General features: G+C 47.1%; 15 protein-coding genes and 1 pseudogene. 13 read left to right on the forward strand and 3 right to left on the reverse strand.

All coding sequences use genetic code 11. The features are described from left to right. Nucleotides 1–55 precede the first annotated feature (55 nt). Entirely contained in the window at nucleotides 56–994 is a 939-nt protein-coding gene (locus ACQ5BJ_RS23495; RefSeq protein WP_005542857.1) for a hypothetical protein, read from the reverse strand. 335 nt (nucleotides 995–1,329) lie between these two features. Here ACQ5BJ_RS23495 and ACQ5BJ_RS23500 point away from each other — a divergent pair, with 335 nt between their 5' ends. Beyond that, nucleotides 1,330–2,178 (forward strand): EcsC family protein, encoded by an 849-nt coding sequence (locus ACQ5BJ_RS23500; protein ID WP_005542856.1) that lies wholly within the window; start codon nucleotides 1,330–1,332, stop codon nucleotides 2,176–2,178. 145 nt (nucleotides 2,179–2,323) lie between these two features. Here ACQ5BJ_RS23500 and ACQ5BJ_RS23505 read toward each other — a convergent pair whose 3' ends face one another. Further along, a complete protein-coding gene (locus ACQ5BJ_RS23505) occupies nucleotides 2,324–3,580 on the reverse strand; it encodes a DUF438 domain-containing protein (RefSeq protein ID WP_430112620.1) in 1,257 nt (418 codons plus the stop codon). 163 nt (nucleotides 3,581–3,743) lie between these two features. Between ACQ5BJ_RS23505 and ACQ5BJ_RS23510 the strand changes: the two genes are divergently transcribed. The 7 genes and pseudogenes from ACQ5BJ_RS23510 (at nucleotide 3,744) to ACQ5BJ_RS23540 (ending at nucleotide 12,774) form a co-directional block, all read left to right on the forward strand. Further along, nucleotides 3,744–4,448 carry a class I SAM-dependent methyltransferase gene (locus tag ACQ5BJ_RS23510; protein WP_430112622.1) on the forward strand — a complete coding sequence of 235 codons (705 nt, stop codon included), beginning with the start codon at nucleotides 3,744–3,746 and terminating at the stop codon, nucleotides 4,446–4,448. Nucleotides 4,449–4,935: 487 nt separating this feature from the next. After that, complete coding sequence (locus ACQ5BJ_RS23515) at nucleotides 4,936–6,681, forward strand: ABC transporter ATP-binding protein (RefSeq protein ID WP_430112623.1); 1,746 nt, start codon at nucleotides 4,936–4,938, stop codon at nucleotides 6,679–6,681. Continuing rightward, nucleotides 6,674–8,524: pseudogene (locus tag ACQ5BJ_RS23520) on the forward strand (ABC transporter ATP-binding protein). The gene ACQ5BJ_RS23515 and the pseudogene ACQ5BJ_RS23520 overlap by 8 nt, the downstream one beginning before the upstream one ends. Before the next feature lie 296 nt (nucleotides 8,525–8,820). Continuing rightward, nucleotides 8,821–10,290, forward strand: a complete 1,470-nt coding sequence (locus ACQ5BJ_RS23525) for a catalase (RefSeq protein WP_430112625.1) — start codon at nucleotides 8,821–8,823, stop codon at nucleotides 10,288–10,290. 48 nt (nucleotides 10,291–10,338) lie between these two features. Continuing rightward, nucleotides 10,339–10,611, forward strand: a complete 273-nt coding sequence (locus ACQ5BJ_RS23530; protein ID WP_005542846.1) for a transcriptional repressor — start codon at nucleotides 10,339–10,341, stop codon at nucleotides 10,609–10,611. A 170-nt stretch (nucleotides 10,612–10,781) separates the two neighbouring features. Next, nucleotides 10,782–11,459, forward strand: a complete 678-nt coding sequence (locus ACQ5BJ_RS23535) for a serine/threonine protein kinase (RefSeq protein WP_005542844.1) — start codon at nucleotides 10,782–10,784, stop codon at nucleotides 11,457–11,459. A 127-nt stretch (nucleotides 11,460–11,586) separates the two neighbouring features. Then, complete coding sequence (locus ACQ5BJ_RS23540) at nucleotides 11,587–12,774, forward strand: trans-sulfuration enzyme family protein (RefSeq protein WP_430112628.1); 1,188 nt, start codon at nucleotides 11,587–11,589, stop codon at nucleotides 12,772–12,774. 79 nt (nucleotides 12,775–12,853) lie between these two features. On the opposite strand, the gene ACQ5BJ_RS23545 is transcribed toward ACQ5BJ_RS23540, so the two are convergent. Further along, complete coding sequence (locus tag ACQ5BJ_RS23545; protein ID WP_005542840.1) at nucleotides 12,854–13,291, reverse strand: hypothetical protein; 438 nt, start codon at nucleotides 13,289–13,291, stop codon at nucleotides 12,854–12,856. A 376-nt stretch (nucleotides 13,292–13,667) separates the two neighbouring features. Between ACQ5BJ_RS23545 and ACQ5BJ_RS23550 the strand changes: the two genes are divergently transcribed. The 5 genes from ACQ5BJ_RS23550 to ACQ5BJ_RS23570 all read left to right on the forward strand — a co-directional run bounded on the left by ACQ5BJ_RS23550 (nucleotide 13,668) and on the right by ACQ5BJ_RS23570 (nucleotide 19,322). After that, nucleotides 13,668–14,858 carry an anhydro-N-acetylmuramic acid kinase gene (locus ACQ5BJ_RS23550; RefSeq protein ID WP_430112631.1) on the forward strand — a complete coding sequence of 397 codons (1,191 nt, stop codon included), beginning with the start codon at nucleotides 13,668–13,670 and terminating at the stop codon, nucleotides 14,856–14,858. 121 nt (nucleotides 14,859–14,979) lie between these two features. Beyond that, nucleotides 14,980–16,080, forward strand: coding sequence for a serine hydrolase domain-containing protein (locus tag ACQ5BJ_RS23555; protein WP_430112634.1), 1,101 nt, complete (start codon nucleotides 14,980–14,982; stop codon nucleotides 16,078–16,080). A gap of 223 nt (nucleotides 16,081–16,303) precedes the next feature. Beyond that, nucleotides 16,304–17,326 (forward strand): glycosyltransferase family 2 protein, encoded by a 1,023-nt coding sequence (locus ACQ5BJ_RS23560; protein WP_430112637.1) that lies wholly within the window; start codon nucleotides 16,304–16,306, stop codon nucleotides 17,324–17,326. Then, entirely contained in the window at nucleotides 17,314–17,841 is a 528-nt protein-coding gene (locus ACQ5BJ_RS23565; RefSeq protein ID WP_373568833.1) for a GtrA family protein, read from the forward strand. Before ACQ5BJ_RS23560 ends, ACQ5BJ_RS23565 begins: the two co-directional genes overlap by 13 nt. 62 nt (nucleotides 17,842–17,903) lie before the next feature. Then, the gene (locus ACQ5BJ_RS23570) at nucleotides 17,904–19,322 is read left to right on the forward strand and encodes a hypothetical protein (RefSeq protein ID WP_430112639.1); all 1,419 of its coding nucleotides are present in this window, start codon (nucleotides 17,904–17,906) and stop codon (nucleotides 19,320–19,322) included. Nucleotides 19,323–19,409 lie beyond the last annotated feature (87 nt).

A 19,409-nucleotide genomic window follows, 5' to 3' on the forward strand; every position in this document is an offset into this window, starting at 1 on the left:
TTAGAATGGGATATCTTGCGCTTCCAATGTATCATTCTGCGTATTCCGCAAACTACTACTTTGTTACCGAATTCGACAACCAATATGACAATCCGCCCATCATCAGAGCTTCCCGATGTTGTCGAATCCGGTCGGCTTCTTCAAACAGATTTTCTACTAATGAGCGGCTGAATTCAATGATATGAGGGGCTGATTCCGGCATGGCATCCAGCTTGGCTTGCAGTGTCAACGCTTCTTGACCAAAGGAATAAAGGACATCCGATACGGTAATGGCATGTCGAACGAACTGCTCAGTAAGTGGTTCATTTGTCGGAATTTGATTTATAGAACGAATCCAGGCCAGCAGGCAATTATAGCTTCCATCTTGCAGATCTGTCTGCCAATCTGCCCAATCGTCATTCATTTGCAAACAGATAAGCGCAGTATTAATGGCCTCGGATACTTGCGGGAGCCTGTCCTCCATGTCTGTTAAGTATAGAGCTCCGCTGCTTGCCAGCTTGACAGGTGCAGCCTTATAAGCGACCTTAAGGCGATTCGTCATGAATACATCCTGAATACGCTCGCTTGTGACGCCATGGACCCATTCTAATGTGTACTGCCTGAAGCTGTCCCAGAATGGGGACTGGGGAGGGAATAGCTGTCTATAGATGTCAAGCAGCTCGATGTAGCATAGATTTCCTAAGGCAAGCTGCTCGGTTGGATTACCGCAATCGTTGTCCATGACATCATCCTGAATGAAGTAATAGAGCATGACGAATATTCCTGCCAGAGCCAAGCGGCGGCAATGCGTTGTCGTGAGTCCAGTCATGTCCTGCATCCAATAAGGCAGACAATAACATATATAATTGTCCGTGCTTCGATCATTGCCAGGGTTGAACTTCTCCAAATAACGTAATCCTGCCGCATTCAAAGGGGCTGGGAATGCTCCGATGATACATTCGGCCTCATGAAAGACTTGTTCAATCTCAGACTGGAACGGTTCATACCAATGCATAGTTATCCCTTCTTTCTATGGAACGAACATGAAGACATCAATGAAGATAGATAAAAGATTAAGTTGCAGGAACATAAATATATGAAAATATAAAAATTTATTTAATTACCACCAAGTATAGAGGAAGATTGGACAAAACGACAAGAAAATTGCTGACCCTTCGGTATGAATCTCTTCCAACTTTTCGCTGGCATCTATATCCCTGCTGTGTTTCCGATTGTATTGGCGAACTGCAGAGCATTTGGGAGAAAAGGAGACGCAACCTACATGAAGTCATTCCGTATGGTATAGAAATAATTGTTTATTCTAATGCGGGGACGGAGAGATAAAGAACGATGGGAGAATCGAGACTTGAACTTGAACAGATGCTGCAAGCGATTGAAGTATGGGAACGCGAGCAGAAGGATTTATCCATTTTTGAAAAAGTAGGACGGCTGCCGTTCACGCTGCTGGATCGCTTTACTCCCAAAGGGATACAAAACAAAATGGCTGAATTGCTGGATGAGCTGGGGGGCTATCTCCATACAGGCGGAAGCTATTTAGTCCAGAAAAAAAGCATATTGCAGAAGCTCTGCAACAAGTGGAAAGAAGAAGAGCCTGACTCGTTCGCGGCCTTCACTGCACAGGGGAGTCCTCTGGATTTGTCAGGTGTGAGGCAGATGCCGCTGGCCCTGAGCAATGCTGTTGCGGATTCGGTAAAGGAATCCAATAAAACAGTAGCATTTGCGCAAGGAGCGACGACCGGATTTGGCGGCATATTTACGTTGGCGGTTGATATCCCCGCGGTTCTAGGGATTGCTTTGAAAGTGCTTCAGGAGACGGCGATATGCTACGGCTTTGATCCGGATGATCCAAGAGAGAGGCTCTTTATTGTAAAGTGCATGCAGCTTACGATGTCGGACATTGTAGGCAAGCAGGCAGTGCTGCAGGATATTGGCGACTATGACAACCCGAATAGGCTTCGTGACTCCCTGTCTGAAGTACAGGGCTGGCGGGAAACGATGGTGTCCTTTACTGATAATTTTGGCTGGAAGAAGCTGTTCCAATCCGTGCCGGTCATCGGAATGGTGTTCGGTTCGTTCATGAACCGCTCCATGATTCATGACATGGCGGAGACGGCGCAGATGCTATATCGCAAGCGGGCGGTACTGGAACGCATGAAGGTGCCGGATGCAAGTTGCTAAGCGTTAGTTGCAGACAGTGCTTATTGCTTCAAGCCGCTCCCTTGAATGAAATGGAAAGCGGCTTGCAAGCAGCAGTTGGGCTGATTGTGCGGCCTACGGTACATTTCGCGTAAACCGGTGAGCCAGTGTTGGAGAACAGAGTTATCTAGGACATGATGCGCTTTTGTCCCTCTAATGCTCGTATCTCGCTTACATTTTGCGTAAATTCCAATGTCCCCATATATTGCCCCGATTCATCCCGAACCGCGAAATAGCGTATATATACAAACTTATCCTTGAATGGTATCCAAAAATCTTCGACATCTTTCTTGCCTGCCTTAAAGTCCGCCAACAGCTCATTCACGACATGGACGCTCTGTGGCGGATGGCAGTTCTGAACCGTCCGTCCGATTACGGCTTTCGTGCGCGCGAAGATTCGATCCTTGCCATGAGAGAAGAACCGAACCACGTCATCTTGATCGATGAAGGTAAGATCGACGGGAAGATGGTTCATGATCATTTCCAGTTGCTTGACGGACAAGATTCCAGTCTCAAAGCGAACGTAACCGTCAAGTGATTCCTCATCAGTCGAATCATTCTGTTCGGGGAAGTCTTTAATGTGATGGCGCGCTGGGATCCACGTTCCAGCAGGCTCTACCAAGCAATAGCCGATCGTTTCGCTCTCATGCGCGATTTTGAGCCATTCGTCTTCCGTTAAGGCGTTCAATGCCATCGGGAACAAAATATTCTCTTCCTTCGATATCATGGCAGTCGCTTCATGTATGACGATCTGAAGCAGATTCAGGATTTCCTGCTGATTAGGTGCGTGCTCCATTAATTGACGCTTCGCCTCTTTAATGGAAACCCGAATCTGATCATTAACGCCCCACATTACCTTTGTTGGACCGAAAATTCCATATTTCTCAAGATAAGGGAATAGCAGATTTTCTTTACGGCTGTAATGTTTATCGACGTCTAACAACAAGTTCAGGTCATTTAAGAGCTTGTATCGATTCTGCTCTGTATCATTTTTGGCATATTGTTCGCTATGAAGTTTCATTTTGAAATTGACGAGCTGATCGATCGCTTTATTTTCCAGCTTGAACGTATGAACGGGATGTCCTGGTTGATCTTCGGCGCGATCCGAACGATGGATATCCTCAATCGATCCTTCGAAGACGGAAGCGTGCACAGAGCAAAGACGCTGCACCTCTTGAACAGGAATGCCATCCTCCCTCATCAAGGCTTCTTCCAACTGCGATATTTCTTGTACGGTAACATTGCCGATCGCTTGCTTGAATCGTTCGCGCACAGCACCTTCTGATTGTCCGTTATGAAGATCCTTTATGATTTGTTTAAGAAGCTGTTGACGTTCTGTATGATGTAAGGTACGGTTCTCGCGATTATTAATAAGTTCACTCATTTTAAGCTCTCCTTTGCAATTGAGATTCATTATCAATGCATGGTTATGATAGCAAAGAAAGACTCTGGATGATTTGATTGAGATCACATTTTGCATCAAGTTTTTACGATATAGTTAAATCCGATTATATGCTAATAAAGGCTTAACAGAGGAGATCTTTCACATGACGTTCTATCGCGCTTTAACTCCGTATTATGATGTTCTCTTTCCGGCAAATGAAAAGCAGCTGCGATATATTTCATCCTATTATGCAGAAGGAAGCTCTCTGCTTGATATGGGAGCGGGCACAGGCAATATTGCTTACGCGCTTGCGGAAGCGGGCTACAACGTTACTGCGGCCGAACCTGAGGTGGCGATGTGTGCTCGCATCCGAGCGAAAGCGAAGCAATGCGGGCGGCTTACGGCCATCTCAACCTCTATGCTGGAGTTGGAGCAGCTCACCGATCACTATGATGGCATATACTGTGTGGGCAATACGCTTGCACACCTTCAGGACAGGAAGGAGATTCATCAATTTCTGCAGCAGTCGTACAGGAGTTTGCGGGCACACGGAACACTGCTCATTCAAGTTGTGAACTATGATAACGTACTTGCCGGAAGCAATTTTACGTTCCCGGTCATTCGCAATGAGCATGTTGCTTTTGAAAGAAGCTACGAGCTTGTTGAAGATAAGGTGCTGTTTACGACGACGTTGACGGCTAATGGTCAGTCGGTGAGCAGCTCCATCCCCTTGATCCCGGTTACGTACAATCAGCTAGTGCAGATGCTTGAACAATGCGGATTTGATCATATCGAAGCTTACAGTAATTTTGAAAAGGCGCCTTATGCATCAGATGCCTCGGCATTGATTTTAGCTGCCCATAATTAGCTTGTAGCTTGTTTCCGAACAATTTCATAAGTCGCACGTAGATGACGTTATTTGCAGTTTCAAGCCGCTTCCTCAGATCGAGGCAAGCGGCTTTTCTGTTTCCCTGTGCAATAACGTTGTCCGCATTATCTCTAACGCAATACTTTTGCCGACTTCATTTCTTCTATACCTACTCATGAACCGTACGGCCTATTTGGATGGGGTGAACACCTTATATTTAAGAAGGAAGGGATGAATATTTTGTAAAGTAAAGTATGGCTGCTTGTATGTCTGTATGTAAAAATATGGTTTGTGTGTGGTGGACATTTCCATTACTATTTATGTACAGATATACACAGTGCGATAAAGAAAATGCAGTGACAAAATAACTTTCAAAAAATGCAATGGACACGCTGCACCCGCATGCGGCTGATAACGAGTCAGCCGATGCTGTATGGTGAAGCAGCGACAATAACAAAAGAATAAGAGACAGGATGTGGTGCTATCCATGAAGGGAAAGACGCTGCTGCTTAGTCATGTCCGGGCTCATCTGCCGCTGTATGTGACAGCTGTGGGCTGCATGGCATTAGCCAATATCATTTATTCTCTATTCCCGACCTTGCTAGGGCGGTTCACAGATGATTTGCAGATGAAGGGGCTGACGAAGGAAGCGGTGATTCATTACAGCTTATGGCTGCTGGGAGTGGCAATAGGCTACGGTCTCTTGTTCGGTATCGGACAATACGTGAATCACCGCCTTGGACGCGAGTTCGAATTCAATACGAGGCAGAAGCTGTTCGTCCAATTCACCAAGCTGAGCGAGCACTATTATTCGAATCATGGTGTAGGCAAGCTGTTAAGCTACTTCATGAATGACGTGACCTCAGTCCGAGAAACGATCGCCAACGGTGTGAACCAGACAACGAATGCTACGATCCTGCTCTTGTCTGTCATCATCATGATGGGCATAAGCGGTATTCCGTTGTACTTGGTATTCGTATGTGTGCTTCCACTGCTAACGATACCGCTGATCGTCATCTATTTCGGGCCGCGCATTCGAACTCGCTCGCGAGCGGTGCAGGAATCACTGGCGGCAATGACCGAATCTGCAGAAGAGCAATTCAGAGGCATGAAGGTGACGAAGACGTTCGCAGTGGAGCATGTGGCAGAGGAACGCTTTGGAGCTACAGTCGATGAAATTCGTGACAATCAATTGGGGCTTGTTCGTATGACTTCTTTGTTTCAGGCGCTCATTCCGTTCGCAGGCGCACTTTCGCTCGTTATTGCGATCACGTACGGAGGCATTCTGTCCATTCAGGGACAGTTGTCTCTTGGCAGCTTCGTTACATTGACCCTATATTTGCGCATGATTATGACGCCCCTCCAGCAAATCGGCAACGTAATTAATGTGATGCTGCGCTCCAGAGCCTCGCTTGACCGCTTGAACCGACTGCTAACTGAAGAACCGGACATCCGCGAACTGGATGATGCGATGCCTATTTCGGCAGAGAAAGCGGCAATTGAAATCAAACATTTATCATTTACTTATCCTGAGGGTACCGGCGCATCCTTATCTGACGTGAGTATTCATGTTCCGACCGGGAAGACGCTGGGGATTGTCGGCAAGACGGGAAGCGGCAAGTCGACACTGGTGAAGCTTCTGCTACGCGTGTACGATCCACCGGAAGGGACGATATGGATTGGGGGCAAGGACATTTGCCAAGGAACGCTGGAGAGCTTACGGACGCAAATTGCCTATGTACCGCAGGATGGATTCCTGTTCAGTACCACGATTCGCGATAATATTGCTTTCTACGACCGGAATGCAGCAGACGAAGCCGTTGAGGATGCAGCAAAGCATGCGGATGTATGGGACAATATTATGGGATTCCCGGATCAATTCCGTACGAAGCTTGGTGAACGGGGTCTTACCTTGTCCGGGGGCCAGCGCCAGCGCACAAGCCTAGCGCGGGGGATTATTAAGAATGCCCCCATTCTCATATTGGACGATAGTGTAAGTGCAGTCGATGTTGTGACAGAGACGACGATATTGAACAACTTGCGAGCAGTAAGGAAGGGCAAGACCACTATCATTATTGCGCATCGCATTAGTGCTGTTCGTCACGCCGATGAAATAGTTGTGCTTGAAAATGGATGCATTGCGGAACGCGGAACGCATGAAGAGCTTGTCCGGACAGGCGGCTACTATGCCTCGCTCTATATGATTCAAGAGGAGGGGATGAGAAATGCCTGAGCCGATAATGAATGAGAACAGTAGGAATAACCCTCGGATCCAGCCTAAGAATTCCGGCCCACGCCTTGCAGATAGATCTCCAGACGATCGCAGGCAATCGTTTCGCGCCATGCTTGCGTATGCAAAGCCGTACCGCCTTACGTTTCTCGCGATTTTTTTATGTACCTTTTTCGCAATTGGTGCGGATCTGCTGCAGCCTTACCTTGTAAAGATAGCAATTGACGATCATGTACTAGCTGGCAAGCATGGAGTGGAGACGCTGTTTATGCTTGGCGGCGGTTATTTGCTGCTGGCGCTGCTCAGCTTATTGTTCACGTACATCCAGGCCAATCTGCTGCAGAAGGTAGGGCAAGGGATTGTCGGACAGCTTCGGAAAGACTTGTTCGAGCATATTACGAAGCAATCAATGTCGTTCTTCGATCGCCATTCGATGGGCAGTCTTGTGACGAACGTGTCGAGCGACACCGAAACGATTAATCGGTTCTTTACCCAGGTGTTACTAAGTGCAGTAAGGGATGGATTGTCGCTTATATTGGTTGTGGCCTTTATGTTCTCGCTTGACGCGAAGCTTGCGTTGTACAGCTTAATTTTATTTCCGATTATTTTTGCGATTGCGGTCGCCTTTCGCAAGGCCTTGCGATCTGCCTATCAACGCGCGCGCGGAGAACTATCCAGACTCATAGGTTTCTTGGCGGAGAATCTGTCAGGCATGAGTCTGATTCAGACATTTCATCAGGAACAGGAGCAGACGGAACGCTTTACTGAGCAGAATCGAAAGTATTTGCGTGAAAACCTGCGCGAGGTGCGAACAAGCATCATGTTCAACCGCTCCTTCGATATATTGGGCAACGTATCCATTGCATTCATCGTGTGGCTTGGCGGTTATGCGGTATTGGATACTTCTTTGGCATTCGGTGTTTTATATGCTTTTATCAACTACATTCGGCAATTTTTCCAGCCGATCAACCATATTACTCAGCAGTGGAATACGCTTCAGTCGACGAGCGTATCTATGGATCGCTTATGGCGCATTTTCCGTGTGCAGCCGGAAGTGACCGATCCAAAACCGGAAGATACCCATAAAGTGGCAGCCTCTGATGTCCAAGGGAAGATTGACTTCAACCATATTCGCTTCGCCTATGTCGATGACCGAGACGTGCTGCACGATCTGGATCTGCATATTAGACCAGGCGAATTTATAGGCATCGTGGGTACTACGGGGGCAGGTTAGAGTTCACTTGTGAACCTTCTAGCCCGATTTTATGATGTCAAGCGGGGAAGCGTGGAAATTGACGGGGTCGATATCCGCAAGCTGCCGCAACATACGCTGCATCAAATTGTAGGACTTGTACAGCAGGATCCGTTTCTCTATTCCGGCTCAATCCTCGATAATGTCCGATTATTTCAAAATACGATAACTCGTGAAGAAGTGGTCTGGGCATGCAAGGCTGTCGGCGCGGACGGTCTTATCAAACGCTTGAAGAAGGGTTATGATACAAGGCTGTCAGAACGCGGAAGTGGTTTGTCGGCAGGGGAGAGACAGCTTATCTCCTTCGCGCGCATTCATGTGTTTCAGCCTCGCATTCTTATTTTGGATGAGGCGACGGCGCACCTGGATTCTCATACAGAGCAGCTTATTCAACAAGCACTGCAAGTTGTATCCGAGGGACGGACAACGCTCATTATTGCTCATCGCTTATCTACAATTCAGCATGCGGATCGTATTATCGTGATGCGGCATGGCCGCGTGACAGAGCAGGGGACACATGAATCGCTGTTAGCACAGGACGGATACTATGCCGAACTGATTCATCATTCTCGTTCCAATCAACGAAGAGCCTAACACCATCTGCATATATCACTCAATACCAGAAGCTCCTTATCTCCTGTAATCTGATAGTTGATTTGCGCAGGGAATAAGGGGCTTTTCCTCTCTACATTTCTGAGCCCTATAATTCGAATTCCCTATGATGGGTTGACTCATAATGGATACAGGATTGGTCTGATGTTTTAACTAAAAATAAATATTAAATTATAATTATTATTGATAATAACTCCGCAGTGTGCTAAATTAATAACACGCTTAATAATAATAATTATCATGTAAAAGATAAAATAAATACTGTGGAGGCGATAGTATTGAGCAAGCCGACGAGACTGACAACGAACCAAGGCGCCCCCGTAGCCAATAATCAAAATTCGAAAACAGCAGGGCAAAACGGTCCAGTGCTGCTGGAGGACTACCATCTGATTGAAAAGCTGGCGCATTTCGATAGAGAACGTATTCCTGAACGAGTCGTACATGCGCGCGGTGCAGGCGCATTTGGTGTGTTTCGTCCTTATCAAAGTATGGCTAAATATACGAAGGCAGCCTTTTTGCAGGATCCTTCGGTGGAAACGAAGGTATTCGTACGCTTCTCCACAGTTATTCACGGAGGAACGTCACCTGAGACGCTTCGCGACCCGCGCGGATTTGCCGTAAAGTTCTATACGACAGAAGGCAATTATGACCTGGTAGGCAACAACCTCCCTATATTCTTTATCCGCGATGCGTTTAAGTTCCCGGATATGGTGCACGCTTTGAAGCCAGCGCCGCACACCAATATCCAAACTCCAGATCATTATTGGGATTTCATGTCGCTGTCACCTGAATCAACGAACATGTTGACATGGCTGTTCTCCGATTTGGGTATTCCAGCGAATTATCGTGAAATGGACGGATTCAGCGTGCACGCCTTCAAATGGGTGAACGCCGATGGCAAATTTATCTATGTAAAATATACATGGAAGTCGCTTCAAGGCGTGCGCAGCTTGACTGCAGAAGAGGCCGAGCAAATTCAAGCGAAGGACTTCAACCATGCTACCCGTGATTTGTATGAATCGATTGAGGCAGGCGAATTTCCTGAGTGGGATTTACATGTACAAATGATCGATCCAGCACAAAGCGATGATTTTGATTTCGATCCGCTTGATCCTACGAAGGTATGGCCAGAAGAACTTGTGCCGATGATAAAGATAGGTCGAATGACCTTGAATGAGAATCCGGCGAACTTCTTCGCCAGCGTTGAGCAGTCTGCATTTTCTCCTAGTGTATTGGTGCCGGGCATCGAGCCATCCGAAGATAAGCTGCTGCAAGGACGCTTGTTCTCCTATCCGGATACACAGCGCTATCGTCTGGGCGCGAACTACTTGCAAATTCCGGTGAACTGTCCATTTGCTCAGGTTCGCAATCACCAGCGTGACGGTGCAATGAATGTAAATCAGGATCCGTCGCCGATTAACTATGAACCGAACAGCCATCCAGGTGCATATGTTGAAGCTGGGGCACAATACGCAGAAAGTGAAATGCTGCTTGACGGTACGACGATGAGACGGACGATTAGCAAGACAAATGATTTCGGGCAAGCAGGCGATAAGTACCGCAGCCTGACGCCAGAGGAGCAAACACGATTGATTGCGAATTTGGTCAGTGATCTAAAGCAGGTGAGACCGGAGGTTCAAATGCGCGCATTGTGCAACTTCTTCCGGGCAGACGCAGGCTATGGTGCTCGGGTTGCAGCAGGTTTAGGAATTGATGTAAGTGCACATATGCAGCATATGAACCAATAACAAGCATTTCACATTACAAAAACAACGATAAGAAGGGAAGGGACCCATATGAATCGCCATTCGATGAACTCATTCGTACAACCTGACAATAAGCGAGAATCCGTACATTTGACACAGCAGAGAGAAGCGGTCTTATCGTTCGTGAACCAAGCGGAATCCCCCGCTACCGCGATTGAAATTTATATCGGGATGCGTGCCAATACAAGACGTATTTCGCTCTCTACGGTGTATTGCAGCTTAAAATATTTTGTGAAGAACGGTATCGTGCGCGAATTGAATGAAGACCATACTTCGAAACGCTATGAATGTATTGCGAAGTAAATAAAATGATGAATGATAAGAGCACTTCTCCGAGAGGGAGAGGTGTTCTTTTTTTATAAATGAGCAGGCGATGATTGCAGCTGATATGGGATGATTATGGTATATTAAGGGAGTAGTGAACGCTACGAATCGGTTATACATGTTGTAACGAGGGTTAGGAGAAATGTCTATTGAAGCCGAATCCAGAACAGCTTCAATCGCTGTGTGAGCAGATTGAACTTGTCCTGCTGCCTGAAGCAGATATTCGGAGCTTGAATGGAGATAATCCCGTTCAAGTGTCCAACATCCCGGCCGGCTGGGATGTGATTGGTGCAGGAAATTATGCTGTCGTATTTAGCCACAAGCAATATGCCAATCTAGCCGTAAAAGTATATGCGACAGGTCGAAAAGGGCTGGAGGACGAAGCTGAAGTATATCGGCGGCTTGGCAAGCACCCTGCCTATTCTGAATGCTACTGCGTGGGAAGAGGCTATTTGGTAATGAAACGTCTTCCTGGGGTGACGCTGTATCATTGCTTTCGGCAAGGAATTTCAATACCGCAGTCTGTATTAGACGATATTGATGAGGCGCTGATGTATGCATCCATGAGGGGGTTGACACCAAGGGACATTCATGGGAAAAATGTCATGTACGATGGCAGCAGAGGCTATGTTGTGGACGTGTCTGACTTTCTTATCCCGCAGCCGGATCGAATGTGGAAAGATTTCAAGCGTGCCTACAAGCTACTGTATAAGCCGCTTGGTCTGAAGTGGGGAGTTCCAGTTCCAGAGTGGCTGCTAGAGCTGCTGCGCAAAGGCTATCAGATCTATCGCAGACGAGCGGCTGTATCTACAAATCCAAGGGATTAAAGGCGGAAATGAGAGCATGAGATAAACCTCAACGATTATACACCGGCATAGGATAGATGGAGGTTGCAGGCCGCAGTTCGTGTATGATAATTGAAGTGATTACTGCTGTGAAAGGAACGATAGGATTATGTCAACCGAGAAACAAAGCCCGGCTTCAGACAAGAAGTGGGACAAGCAAACATTAGTCGTGCATGATTGCCACGACGAACGGCATTTTGGCGCAGTTACGATGCCCATGTATCAGAATAGTTTGTTTACATTTTCTTGTCATAAGGAATTCTATGAGGCGTTGGATTCCCCACTTGAGCACCATCTGTATTCGCGAGGCAACAATCCTAGCGTGAATGAATTGGAGCGGCGGTTGGCTATGCTGGAAGGCGGAGAGGCCGCTCGCTGCTTTGCTTCTGGAATGGCGGCTATTTCCGCAGCAATCATGTCGGCCGTTAAGAGCGGCGATCACGTCATATGTGTGGAGCATGTATACGGGCCAACTCGTGAGATGCTTGGGAATTACCTGCATCGCTTCGGGATCGAGACGACATTCGTAGATGGGCAATCAATAGAGTGTATAGAAGCTGCGGTTCGGCCAAATACATCGCTGTTGTACCTGGAAAGCCCGACAAGCATGACGATCAGATTGCAGCATCTGCGCGCCTGCGCTGAACTGGCCAAGCGGATTGGAGCCACAACGATTATTGATAATACATGGGCAACTCCGATATTTCAAAATCCGCTTGCTTTGGGTATCGACCTGGTTGTCCACTCCTTAACCAAATATGTAGGTGGACACAGCGACATTATGGCAGGAGCGATTATCGGCTCACAAGAGCGACTAAAAGAAATCGGCCGCCAAGAATTCCTATTGTATGGGGGAATTATGACGCCGCAAACGGCATGTATGGCCATGCGCGGGCTGCGGACACTTCCGCTGCGTATGGAACGACTGCAGCAGAATGGTCTGGCCATTGCTGCTTATTTGGACGAGCATCCATATATTACTCGAGTCAATCATCCGGGACTTGCTTCTTATCCGCAGCATGAACTGGCAAAGCAGCAAATGAGCGGGTATGGCAGCTTGTTCTCATTCGAAACGGATCTGCCGCTTGAGCAGGTGCTGGATTGGGCGGATCGACTGCAAATGTTCCGTATCGGCGTAAGCTGGGGTGGTTATGAAAGCCTAGTACAGGTCGTTCGTCCCCAAGCGGGTTCAAAGAACGAAAGTCTTGTGCTTGTACGGCTGTATGCTGGGCTTGAGGATCCTAATTTGCTCATTGAGGATATGCATCGTTCCTTCGAGCAGTTGGGGCTGTCGTAGAACCATCATATTTGGCTTGAATGGCAAAGGGCTGCACAAATCAAATTTGTGCAGCCCTTTTGGTTTGGATTACAGCTCATTATTTTTCAATACATAGCGAGATTTTGAAATCGCTTTCTTCATCTTCAATATAGGCCGCAATTTTACGAAGCAAGGCAGCAGTCTGTGATCCTGAAGCAGTTAATTCATATTTGAATTTCATCTCGTCCTGGGATAGAACGATTTGTTGAGATGACTGTGGAAAGCTGCCCATTTCATCTCGAAGTGCATAACTTGAGCCTGCATGCATCATGTCACTGGATGGACGCGGCACAACTGGATTAAAGACACTCTTTTTCCCGCACAGGTCCTCATAGATTTGCAGTTTTTTCAACCAATTGTAATACATCGAAGAGCTTTTGAACCCGAAGCCCTCTGCCATCTCATGAATACGATTTGTAAGACGAAGCTTCTTAATGGTTTCAATTTGTTCGTCTCTCTCAAGGGACTCAATGTCCTGAAGAGAAGGGAAGTTCATACAATCAGCTCCTTAGTGGAATGAAATCTCTGGATTGATTTGGATAGATTATAATCTGTCAGATAAAGAAATACAATGTGTCAATTTTGTTACGAGGGCCAGTTCGCGTAATTTGAAAATGAAAGGAAGTAAAAGTCGTGCTGCCATCATTCTTTAAAATAAGCTTCCATTTTCCTTTTAAGCTATCAAATAGAAAATAATAATTATTTAATTATATCATAAATTGAAATAATATTTCAGAAGGGTATAATAAAAAATAGAATGTGAGAAGGACATACCGTCGTAAGAAAGATACCTGCATCCTTGCTGTATTTGAATGCGTTTACATGGAAGGCATGAAAGATAGATATCACAAAGGTTCTAAGGAGGAAACATATTGCGCACACGATCATTAGCTGTGAAATCGGAGCATATTATCATCGGCCTAATGTCAGGTACATCGCTAGATGGAGTAGATGCGGCAATCGTTCATATTGAGGGAGCTGGCCTATCGTCTAAGGCGAATATGCTTGCTTTCCATTGCAAGGAATATGACGATGAACTTCGAGAGCGGCTGAAGAAACTGTGTACAAGAGGAGGAACGAGCACAGAAGAAATATGCATCATGAATGCATATATGGGAGAATTGTTCGCATTGGCGGCACAGGAGGCGGCAAGCAGTGCTGGAGTTGCTATGGAGGATATCGATTTTATCAGCTCCCATGGCCAGACGATATGGCACCAGCCTGTGGTGGATTTGGCAGATCGCTGTGCAGTTCCTTCTACTTTGCAAATTGGGGATATATCGGTCATTGCCAAGCATACGGGAATTCCCGTCATCGGAGATTATCGACCGGCGGATATGGCGATTGGCGGACAAGGAGCACCATTAACTCCTTACGCGGACTATTTATTGCTGCGGGATTCGAAGGTGGGCAGAATTGCACAGAACATTGGCGGCATAGGCAATTGTACGATTCTTCCGGCTGGTGGAGATCGGGACTCGGTGTCTGCTTTTGATACAGGCCCAGGCAATATGTTAATAGATCAAGCGATTTATCAATTGTCCGGCGGTGCTCTGACCTATGATCGCAATGGAGAATGGGCATCACGCGGCCAATTGAACCATGAACTGCTGGATGAACTGCTTACTCATCCTTACTATGATCAACCTCCTATGAAAACGACTGGACGTGAAATGTTCGGCGAGGACTATGCTCTGGAATGGCTGGAAAAAGGGAGAGCGCGTGGGCTAGAAGCAGAGGACATTGTAGCTACGTTCACCGCTTTGACAGTACGCACGATCGCAGATGCATATCGACAGTTCGTATTCCCTCATCATTCCGTCCGCGATGTCATTGTAAGCGGAGGGGGAGCGCGAAATGCTACGCTGATGCGGTGGCTGGCAGAGGAGCTGCCAGAGCAGATGGTTGTGGCATCCGATGAAATGGGCTTGCCTGGAGATGCGAAAGAAGCAATCGCATTTGCTTTGTTAGCAAATGATTTTATACATGGGCTGCCGAATAATTTGCCTCGTGTTACGGGAGCCGCACGGCCGACGGTTATGGGCAAGCTGGCCATGCCGTAAAATGCAATCATGACAGCTGTGTCAACACTCAAATGGAAGCGGAGGCTTATTTCTAGATACATGCTTTTCGTTTGCACTCTATGATCTTTGATTCATCACTGTAATGTGGAGGGAATGGACGATGTTGGAGAAGCATGTCGAGATGGACAGTATACGATTGCATAACGCGTTCGCTCTTATTGATAATGCGATTACGAACGAACTTATTCCTGGAGCAGTAGTGCATATTCGGTGTGGTGGCCGTTCGTTCGAGTATGCCAGTGGAAATGCAATTGTGACAGATATCGATATGCTCCCCGTTACGATCGATACTTTATACGATTGCGCATCCTTGACGAAGGTCGTAGCTACGCTTCCGCTAACACTGATGCTGGTAGAAGCTGGGGATCTTAGGTTGGATGATCTTGTAGCTTCACATATCCCTGAATTCCATGACTATGGAAAGGAAATGATTACAATTCGCCATTTGCTTGCGCACACGTCAGGACTCCCTGCACATCGAGACTTGTATTCACAGGGATGGTCACAAGATAAAATCGCGCAAGCACTTAATCGAATGAAATTGGAGTATCGACCGGGTGAAGGGTGTCAATACAGCTGTCTCGGTTATATTGTCCTTGGGCGAATCATTGAGCATGTATGCGGCCAGTCGCTCGCTCATGCAGTGGAACAAATGCTGTTAAAGCCGCTCGGCATGACAGATAGCTGCTATAATCCGCCGCAAGAGAAGCGGTTGCGGATTGCAGCAACCGAATATGATGCGAGGCTGGGGGCGTATTGCTGGGGACGGGTTCACGATGAGAACGCGGCTGCATTAGGCGGAATCGCGGGAAATGCGGGGTTGTTCACCACAGCGCGTGACCTTGCACGCTATGCGAGTCTCTGGCTAAGAAGAGCGGAGCATAGATACGGGGCACAATTGCTGTCAGACAGCATCATGCAAGATGCACTTGGCTGTCAGACAACTGCCATTCCGGGTGCAAAGCGGGGGCTTGGCTGGGTGCTGCGCGGCGATATTGCTGATTTTGCAGGGAAGGGCTGGTCGTTACGCGGCTTTGGTCATACGGGTTTCACAGGTACAAGTATATGGATTGATCCCGAATGGGATACAAGCATTGTCTTGTTGACAAACCGTGTACACTTTGGCCGAGAGAAGAGTGTAGTAGAGCTTCGCCAACAATTTCACGAAGCGGTTTTTGAAGCAATAGACAGAAAAAGCTGATTTTACAGCTTTATATTGAGGTATAGTGACTTCTTTTTCATGATTTCCATCCATTTACGCTTGTTATTCGCCATGAGTGAACAGCAGGCGTTTTTGTCTTTCGGTATAATAGATGAGCCGAATTGTTATTTTTGGTTATGCATATTTGCATGTAATAGGATATAATGGAAATCATCTGTGTTGTGGAAACATGTCGCATTTTCATTATTAAAGGAGCATTTTGATGACATTACCAATTCTTTATATGGTCATTCCTTGCTATAACGAGGAGGAGGCCTTGCCGATTACGACACCGGTGCTGGTAGAGCTGCTTGAAGGACTTGAACGGGACAAGCTGGTATCCGCCGACAGTCGAATTGTGCTTGTTGATGACGGAAGCCGCGACGGCACGTGGCAGCAGATCGAGAAGGCTCGCGCCGCTCATCCTGCCATCTGCGGATTGAAGCTTGCTCGCAATGCAGGTCATCAAAAGGCGCTGCTTGCTGGGTTGATGTATGCGAAGGAGCATGCAGACTGCATCGTGTCGCTTGATGCTGATCTTCAAGATGATACAGGGGCGATTCGAGAGTTTGTTCTCAAGTTCCATGAAGGCTATGAAGTGGTGTATGGCGTTCGCAACAGCCGAGCGACAGACACCTGGTTCAAGCGCTGGAGTGCTGAATCTTTCTATAAGCTGATGCATAAGATGGGGATTCCTTTGGTCTATAACCATGCGGACTATCGATTGATGAGCCGACGTGCGGTTGAGCATTTAGGTGAATTCCAGGAAGTGAACTTGTTCTTGCGGGGGATAGTTCCCTTGATTGGATTTCGTTCCACCACGGTGTCCTATGACCGCATGGAGCGCGTTGCCGGCGAATCCAAATACCCGCTTCGCAAGATGCTGTCATTTGCCTGGGATGGCATTACGTCGTTCAGCATTAAGCCGATGCGGCTAGTTACGACACTCGGTTTCATCAGCTTAGGAGCGAGTATTGCTGCAGGAGGATACACACTTGTGTCGAAACTGACGGGTCATACCGTATCTGGCTGGGCTTCGTTGATGTTCTCGGTCTGGTTCATCGGCAGCATTCAATTGCTGGCGTTGGGCGTTATCGGTGAATATATTGGGAAGATATATAATGAAGTAAAACGCAGACCGCCATATATTGTGGAGACTGTATTGTCGGACAAAAACGTGTCGAAAGACGAAGTCAAGCCGTCTTGGCCAGGTGCCAAATCAGATGCACAGGGGTGGTCCCATTGAGCCAGAAGCAAGCAGGCTGGCTTGGACTGTTCAGCCGTTACGCCATTGTAGGCGTGATCAATACGTGCATCGGTTTGGGATTAATCTACGCATTGATGCATCTAGCAGGCTGGGCTCACTTCGAAGCGACATTTGTCGGGAATACCATTGGGGTGCTGTGCAGTTACATCCTGAATCGGCGCTTTACGTTTCAGTATGAGGGGGCGCAGTTGCGCAGCTTCATACGCTTCCTTGTGATTTCCCTTTTGTGCTATGCAGCAGCATACGTGCTGCTCCATCCTGCATTTTCAGCGTTGGTTACGTCATTATTTGGCTCATTGCCGCTGTCATGGCAGCAATCGCTGATTGTGCTAGGTGAAGCGGGAGCATATACAGTGACTTCGTTCGTTCTTCATCGTCTAATTACCTTCGCTGCATCATCATCTGTATCAGACAATACTGCCCGTTCGAGGCAAGCGAATGATGAACACCTCAGAGAAGACTATGACAATTACCGTAGAGCAGAACGCCAATAATGGGATGATGCACTTCCTCTTTGGGGAAGTGCCGTTTTTCTTATGAGGAGAGTGATTTTTGCATGAGACGAAAAGATTGGGTAGCTTGGGGATCCGTATTCATTGGAGCTATCATTTTAATCAGCATCCTGTTTACATCGCCATATATCGGAGTCGCGGATAACGGGGACTTTGACCGGATTGTACGCAGTGGGGGAATATCGCCTCTGCCCGATACATTTACTTATGATGACAAATATTTCGGATATAGCCATTCCAAATATGAGTATGGTTCATTTGCGATCAATTATGCCTCCTCGCAAGTGCTGTTTGTCTTCATTGCAGGTCTGCTTGGGAGAGTGCTGAATTCATCTTATTTTCCGATGCAGGCAATGGGCATCGTATATTCGTTGCTGCTGCTAAGTACATTATTCGTCATTATTCGTTACGCATGCGCTGGCAAGCGCTGGCTGCAGATAACTGCAGCACTGTGTGTACTGCTCGTCTTTTTCGATATTGGCTATGTTGCCTATTTTCATTCTTTTTTCGGAGAATCAGTCTCACTCCTGTTTTTACTGCTATCCACAGCAATTTCCGTCATTCTAGCAAGGCAGCAGCAACCTTCGATTACCTGGCTCGTACTGTTGTTTGTTTGTGCGTTTATACTGGCGGCTTCCAAAATTCAGAATGCACCGGTTGGATTGGTATTCGCTTTGTACGGGCTTCGATTGTATAGAAAGCGGTCAGACCAATCTTGGAAACGGGTAATTGCCGGTGGGGTCGCCTTCATGATCGCGACGACGGGGCTCATCTATGTTTTCGCACCGAAGGAATTGAAGCAGATTAATTTGTACCAGACGATATTTTTCGGTATCTTAAAGGATTCTCCTCACGTCTCAGAGGACTTGGATGCGTTGGGCATCCCTCAGAAATATGCCGTACTTGCTGGAACAAATTATTTTCAGACCGATGTGCCGATCAAGCAGGATGCGCCTGAACTGACGGAGCATGTATACTCTAGGCTTGGACATATGGACATTGTCGGTTACTATTTGCGCCATCCTAGTCGAATCATCGACAAGCTTGAGGCTGCATCTGCACAGGCAACATTCATTCGTCCTTATTACTTAGGGAGCTATGAGAAGGAACTGGGTCAGCCTCGCGGTGCAATAGCGTACACCTACAGCACTTGGAGTGAGGGCAAAAAGAATTTGATTCCTAAGAACTTCATCTTCTTCTTTATCTTCTTTTTGCTTTACTTTGGCGTTATATTAAAGGAATATATCCGCAATAAATATAAGCGGCATGTACTTGATGTTACGATCATTGTAGCGTTGGTTGCTATCATTTCTGTCGCGGTGCCGCTAGTCGGCGATGGAGAAGCGGATTTGGGCAAGCATTTGTTTTTGTTCAATGTGAGCTTTGATATTATGATCGTATTCACGGTCATTTGGCTAGTATCTCAGGTACGCCGCATATTTGATCGTTCACCGGAATTGTAACAGATGGCAGAACAGGTGGAATGGTTGTACCTGTGTCCGTCTTCTGTTTTGGAAGATTCATGACAAAGAGGCCGCCACATAGGGACG

Origin of the sequence: Paenibacillus sp. B1-35 (genome assembly GCF_050474385.1) — a bacterium.
Lineage (GTDB): Bacteria > Bacillota > Bacilli > Paenibacillales > Paenibacillaceae > Paenibacillus_B > Paenibacillus_B alvei.

What these genes read in the sequence shown, in the direction of transcription:
- ACQ5BJ_RS23495 (WP_005542857.1), bottom strand. Translation starts at nt 994, where the DNA reads ATGCATTGGTATGAACCGTTCCAGTCTGAGATTGAACAAGTCTTTCAT.
- ACQ5BJ_RS23500 (WP_005542856.1), top strand. Translation starts at nt 1,330, where the DNA reads ATGGGAGAATCGAGACTTGAACTTGAACAGATGCTGCAAGCGATTGAA.
- ACQ5BJ_RS23505 (WP_430112620.1), bottom strand. Translation starts at nt 3,580, where the DNA reads ATGAGTGAACTTATTAATAATCGCGAGAACCGTACCTTACATCATACA.
- ACQ5BJ_RS23510 (WP_430112622.1), top strand. Translation starts at nt 3,744, where the DNA reads ATGACGTTCTATCGCGCTTTAACTCCGTATTATGATGTTCTCTTTCCG.
- ACQ5BJ_RS23515 (WP_430112623.1), top strand. Translation starts at nt 4,936, where the DNA reads ATGAAGGGAAAGACGCTGCTGCTTAGTCATGTCCGGGCTCATCTGCCG.
- ACQ5BJ_RS23530 (WP_005542846.1), top strand. Translation starts at nt 10,339, where the DNA reads ATGAATCGCCATTCGATGAACTCATTCGTACAACCTGACAATAAGCGA.
- ACQ5BJ_RS23540 (WP_430112628.1), top strand. Translation starts at nt 11,587, where the DNA reads ATGTCAACCGAGAAACAAAGCCCGGCTTCAGACAAGAAGTGGGACAAG.
- ACQ5BJ_RS23545 (WP_005542840.1), bottom strand. Translation starts at nt 13,291, where the DNA reads ATGAACTTCCCTTCTCTTCAGGACATTGAGTCCCTTGAGAGAGACGAA.
- ACQ5BJ_RS23555 (WP_430112634.1), top strand. Translation starts at nt 14,980, where the DNA reads ATGTTGGAGAAGCATGTCGAGATGGACAGTATACGATTGCATAACGCG.
- ACQ5BJ_RS23560 (WP_430112637.1), top strand. Translation starts at nt 16,304, where the DNA reads ATGACATTACCAATTCTTTATATGGTCATTCCTTGCTATAACGAGGAG.
- ACQ5BJ_RS23570 (WP_430112639.1), top strand. Translation starts at nt 17,904, where the DNA reads ATGAGACGAAAAGATTGGGTAGCTTGGGGATCCGTATTCATTGGAGCT.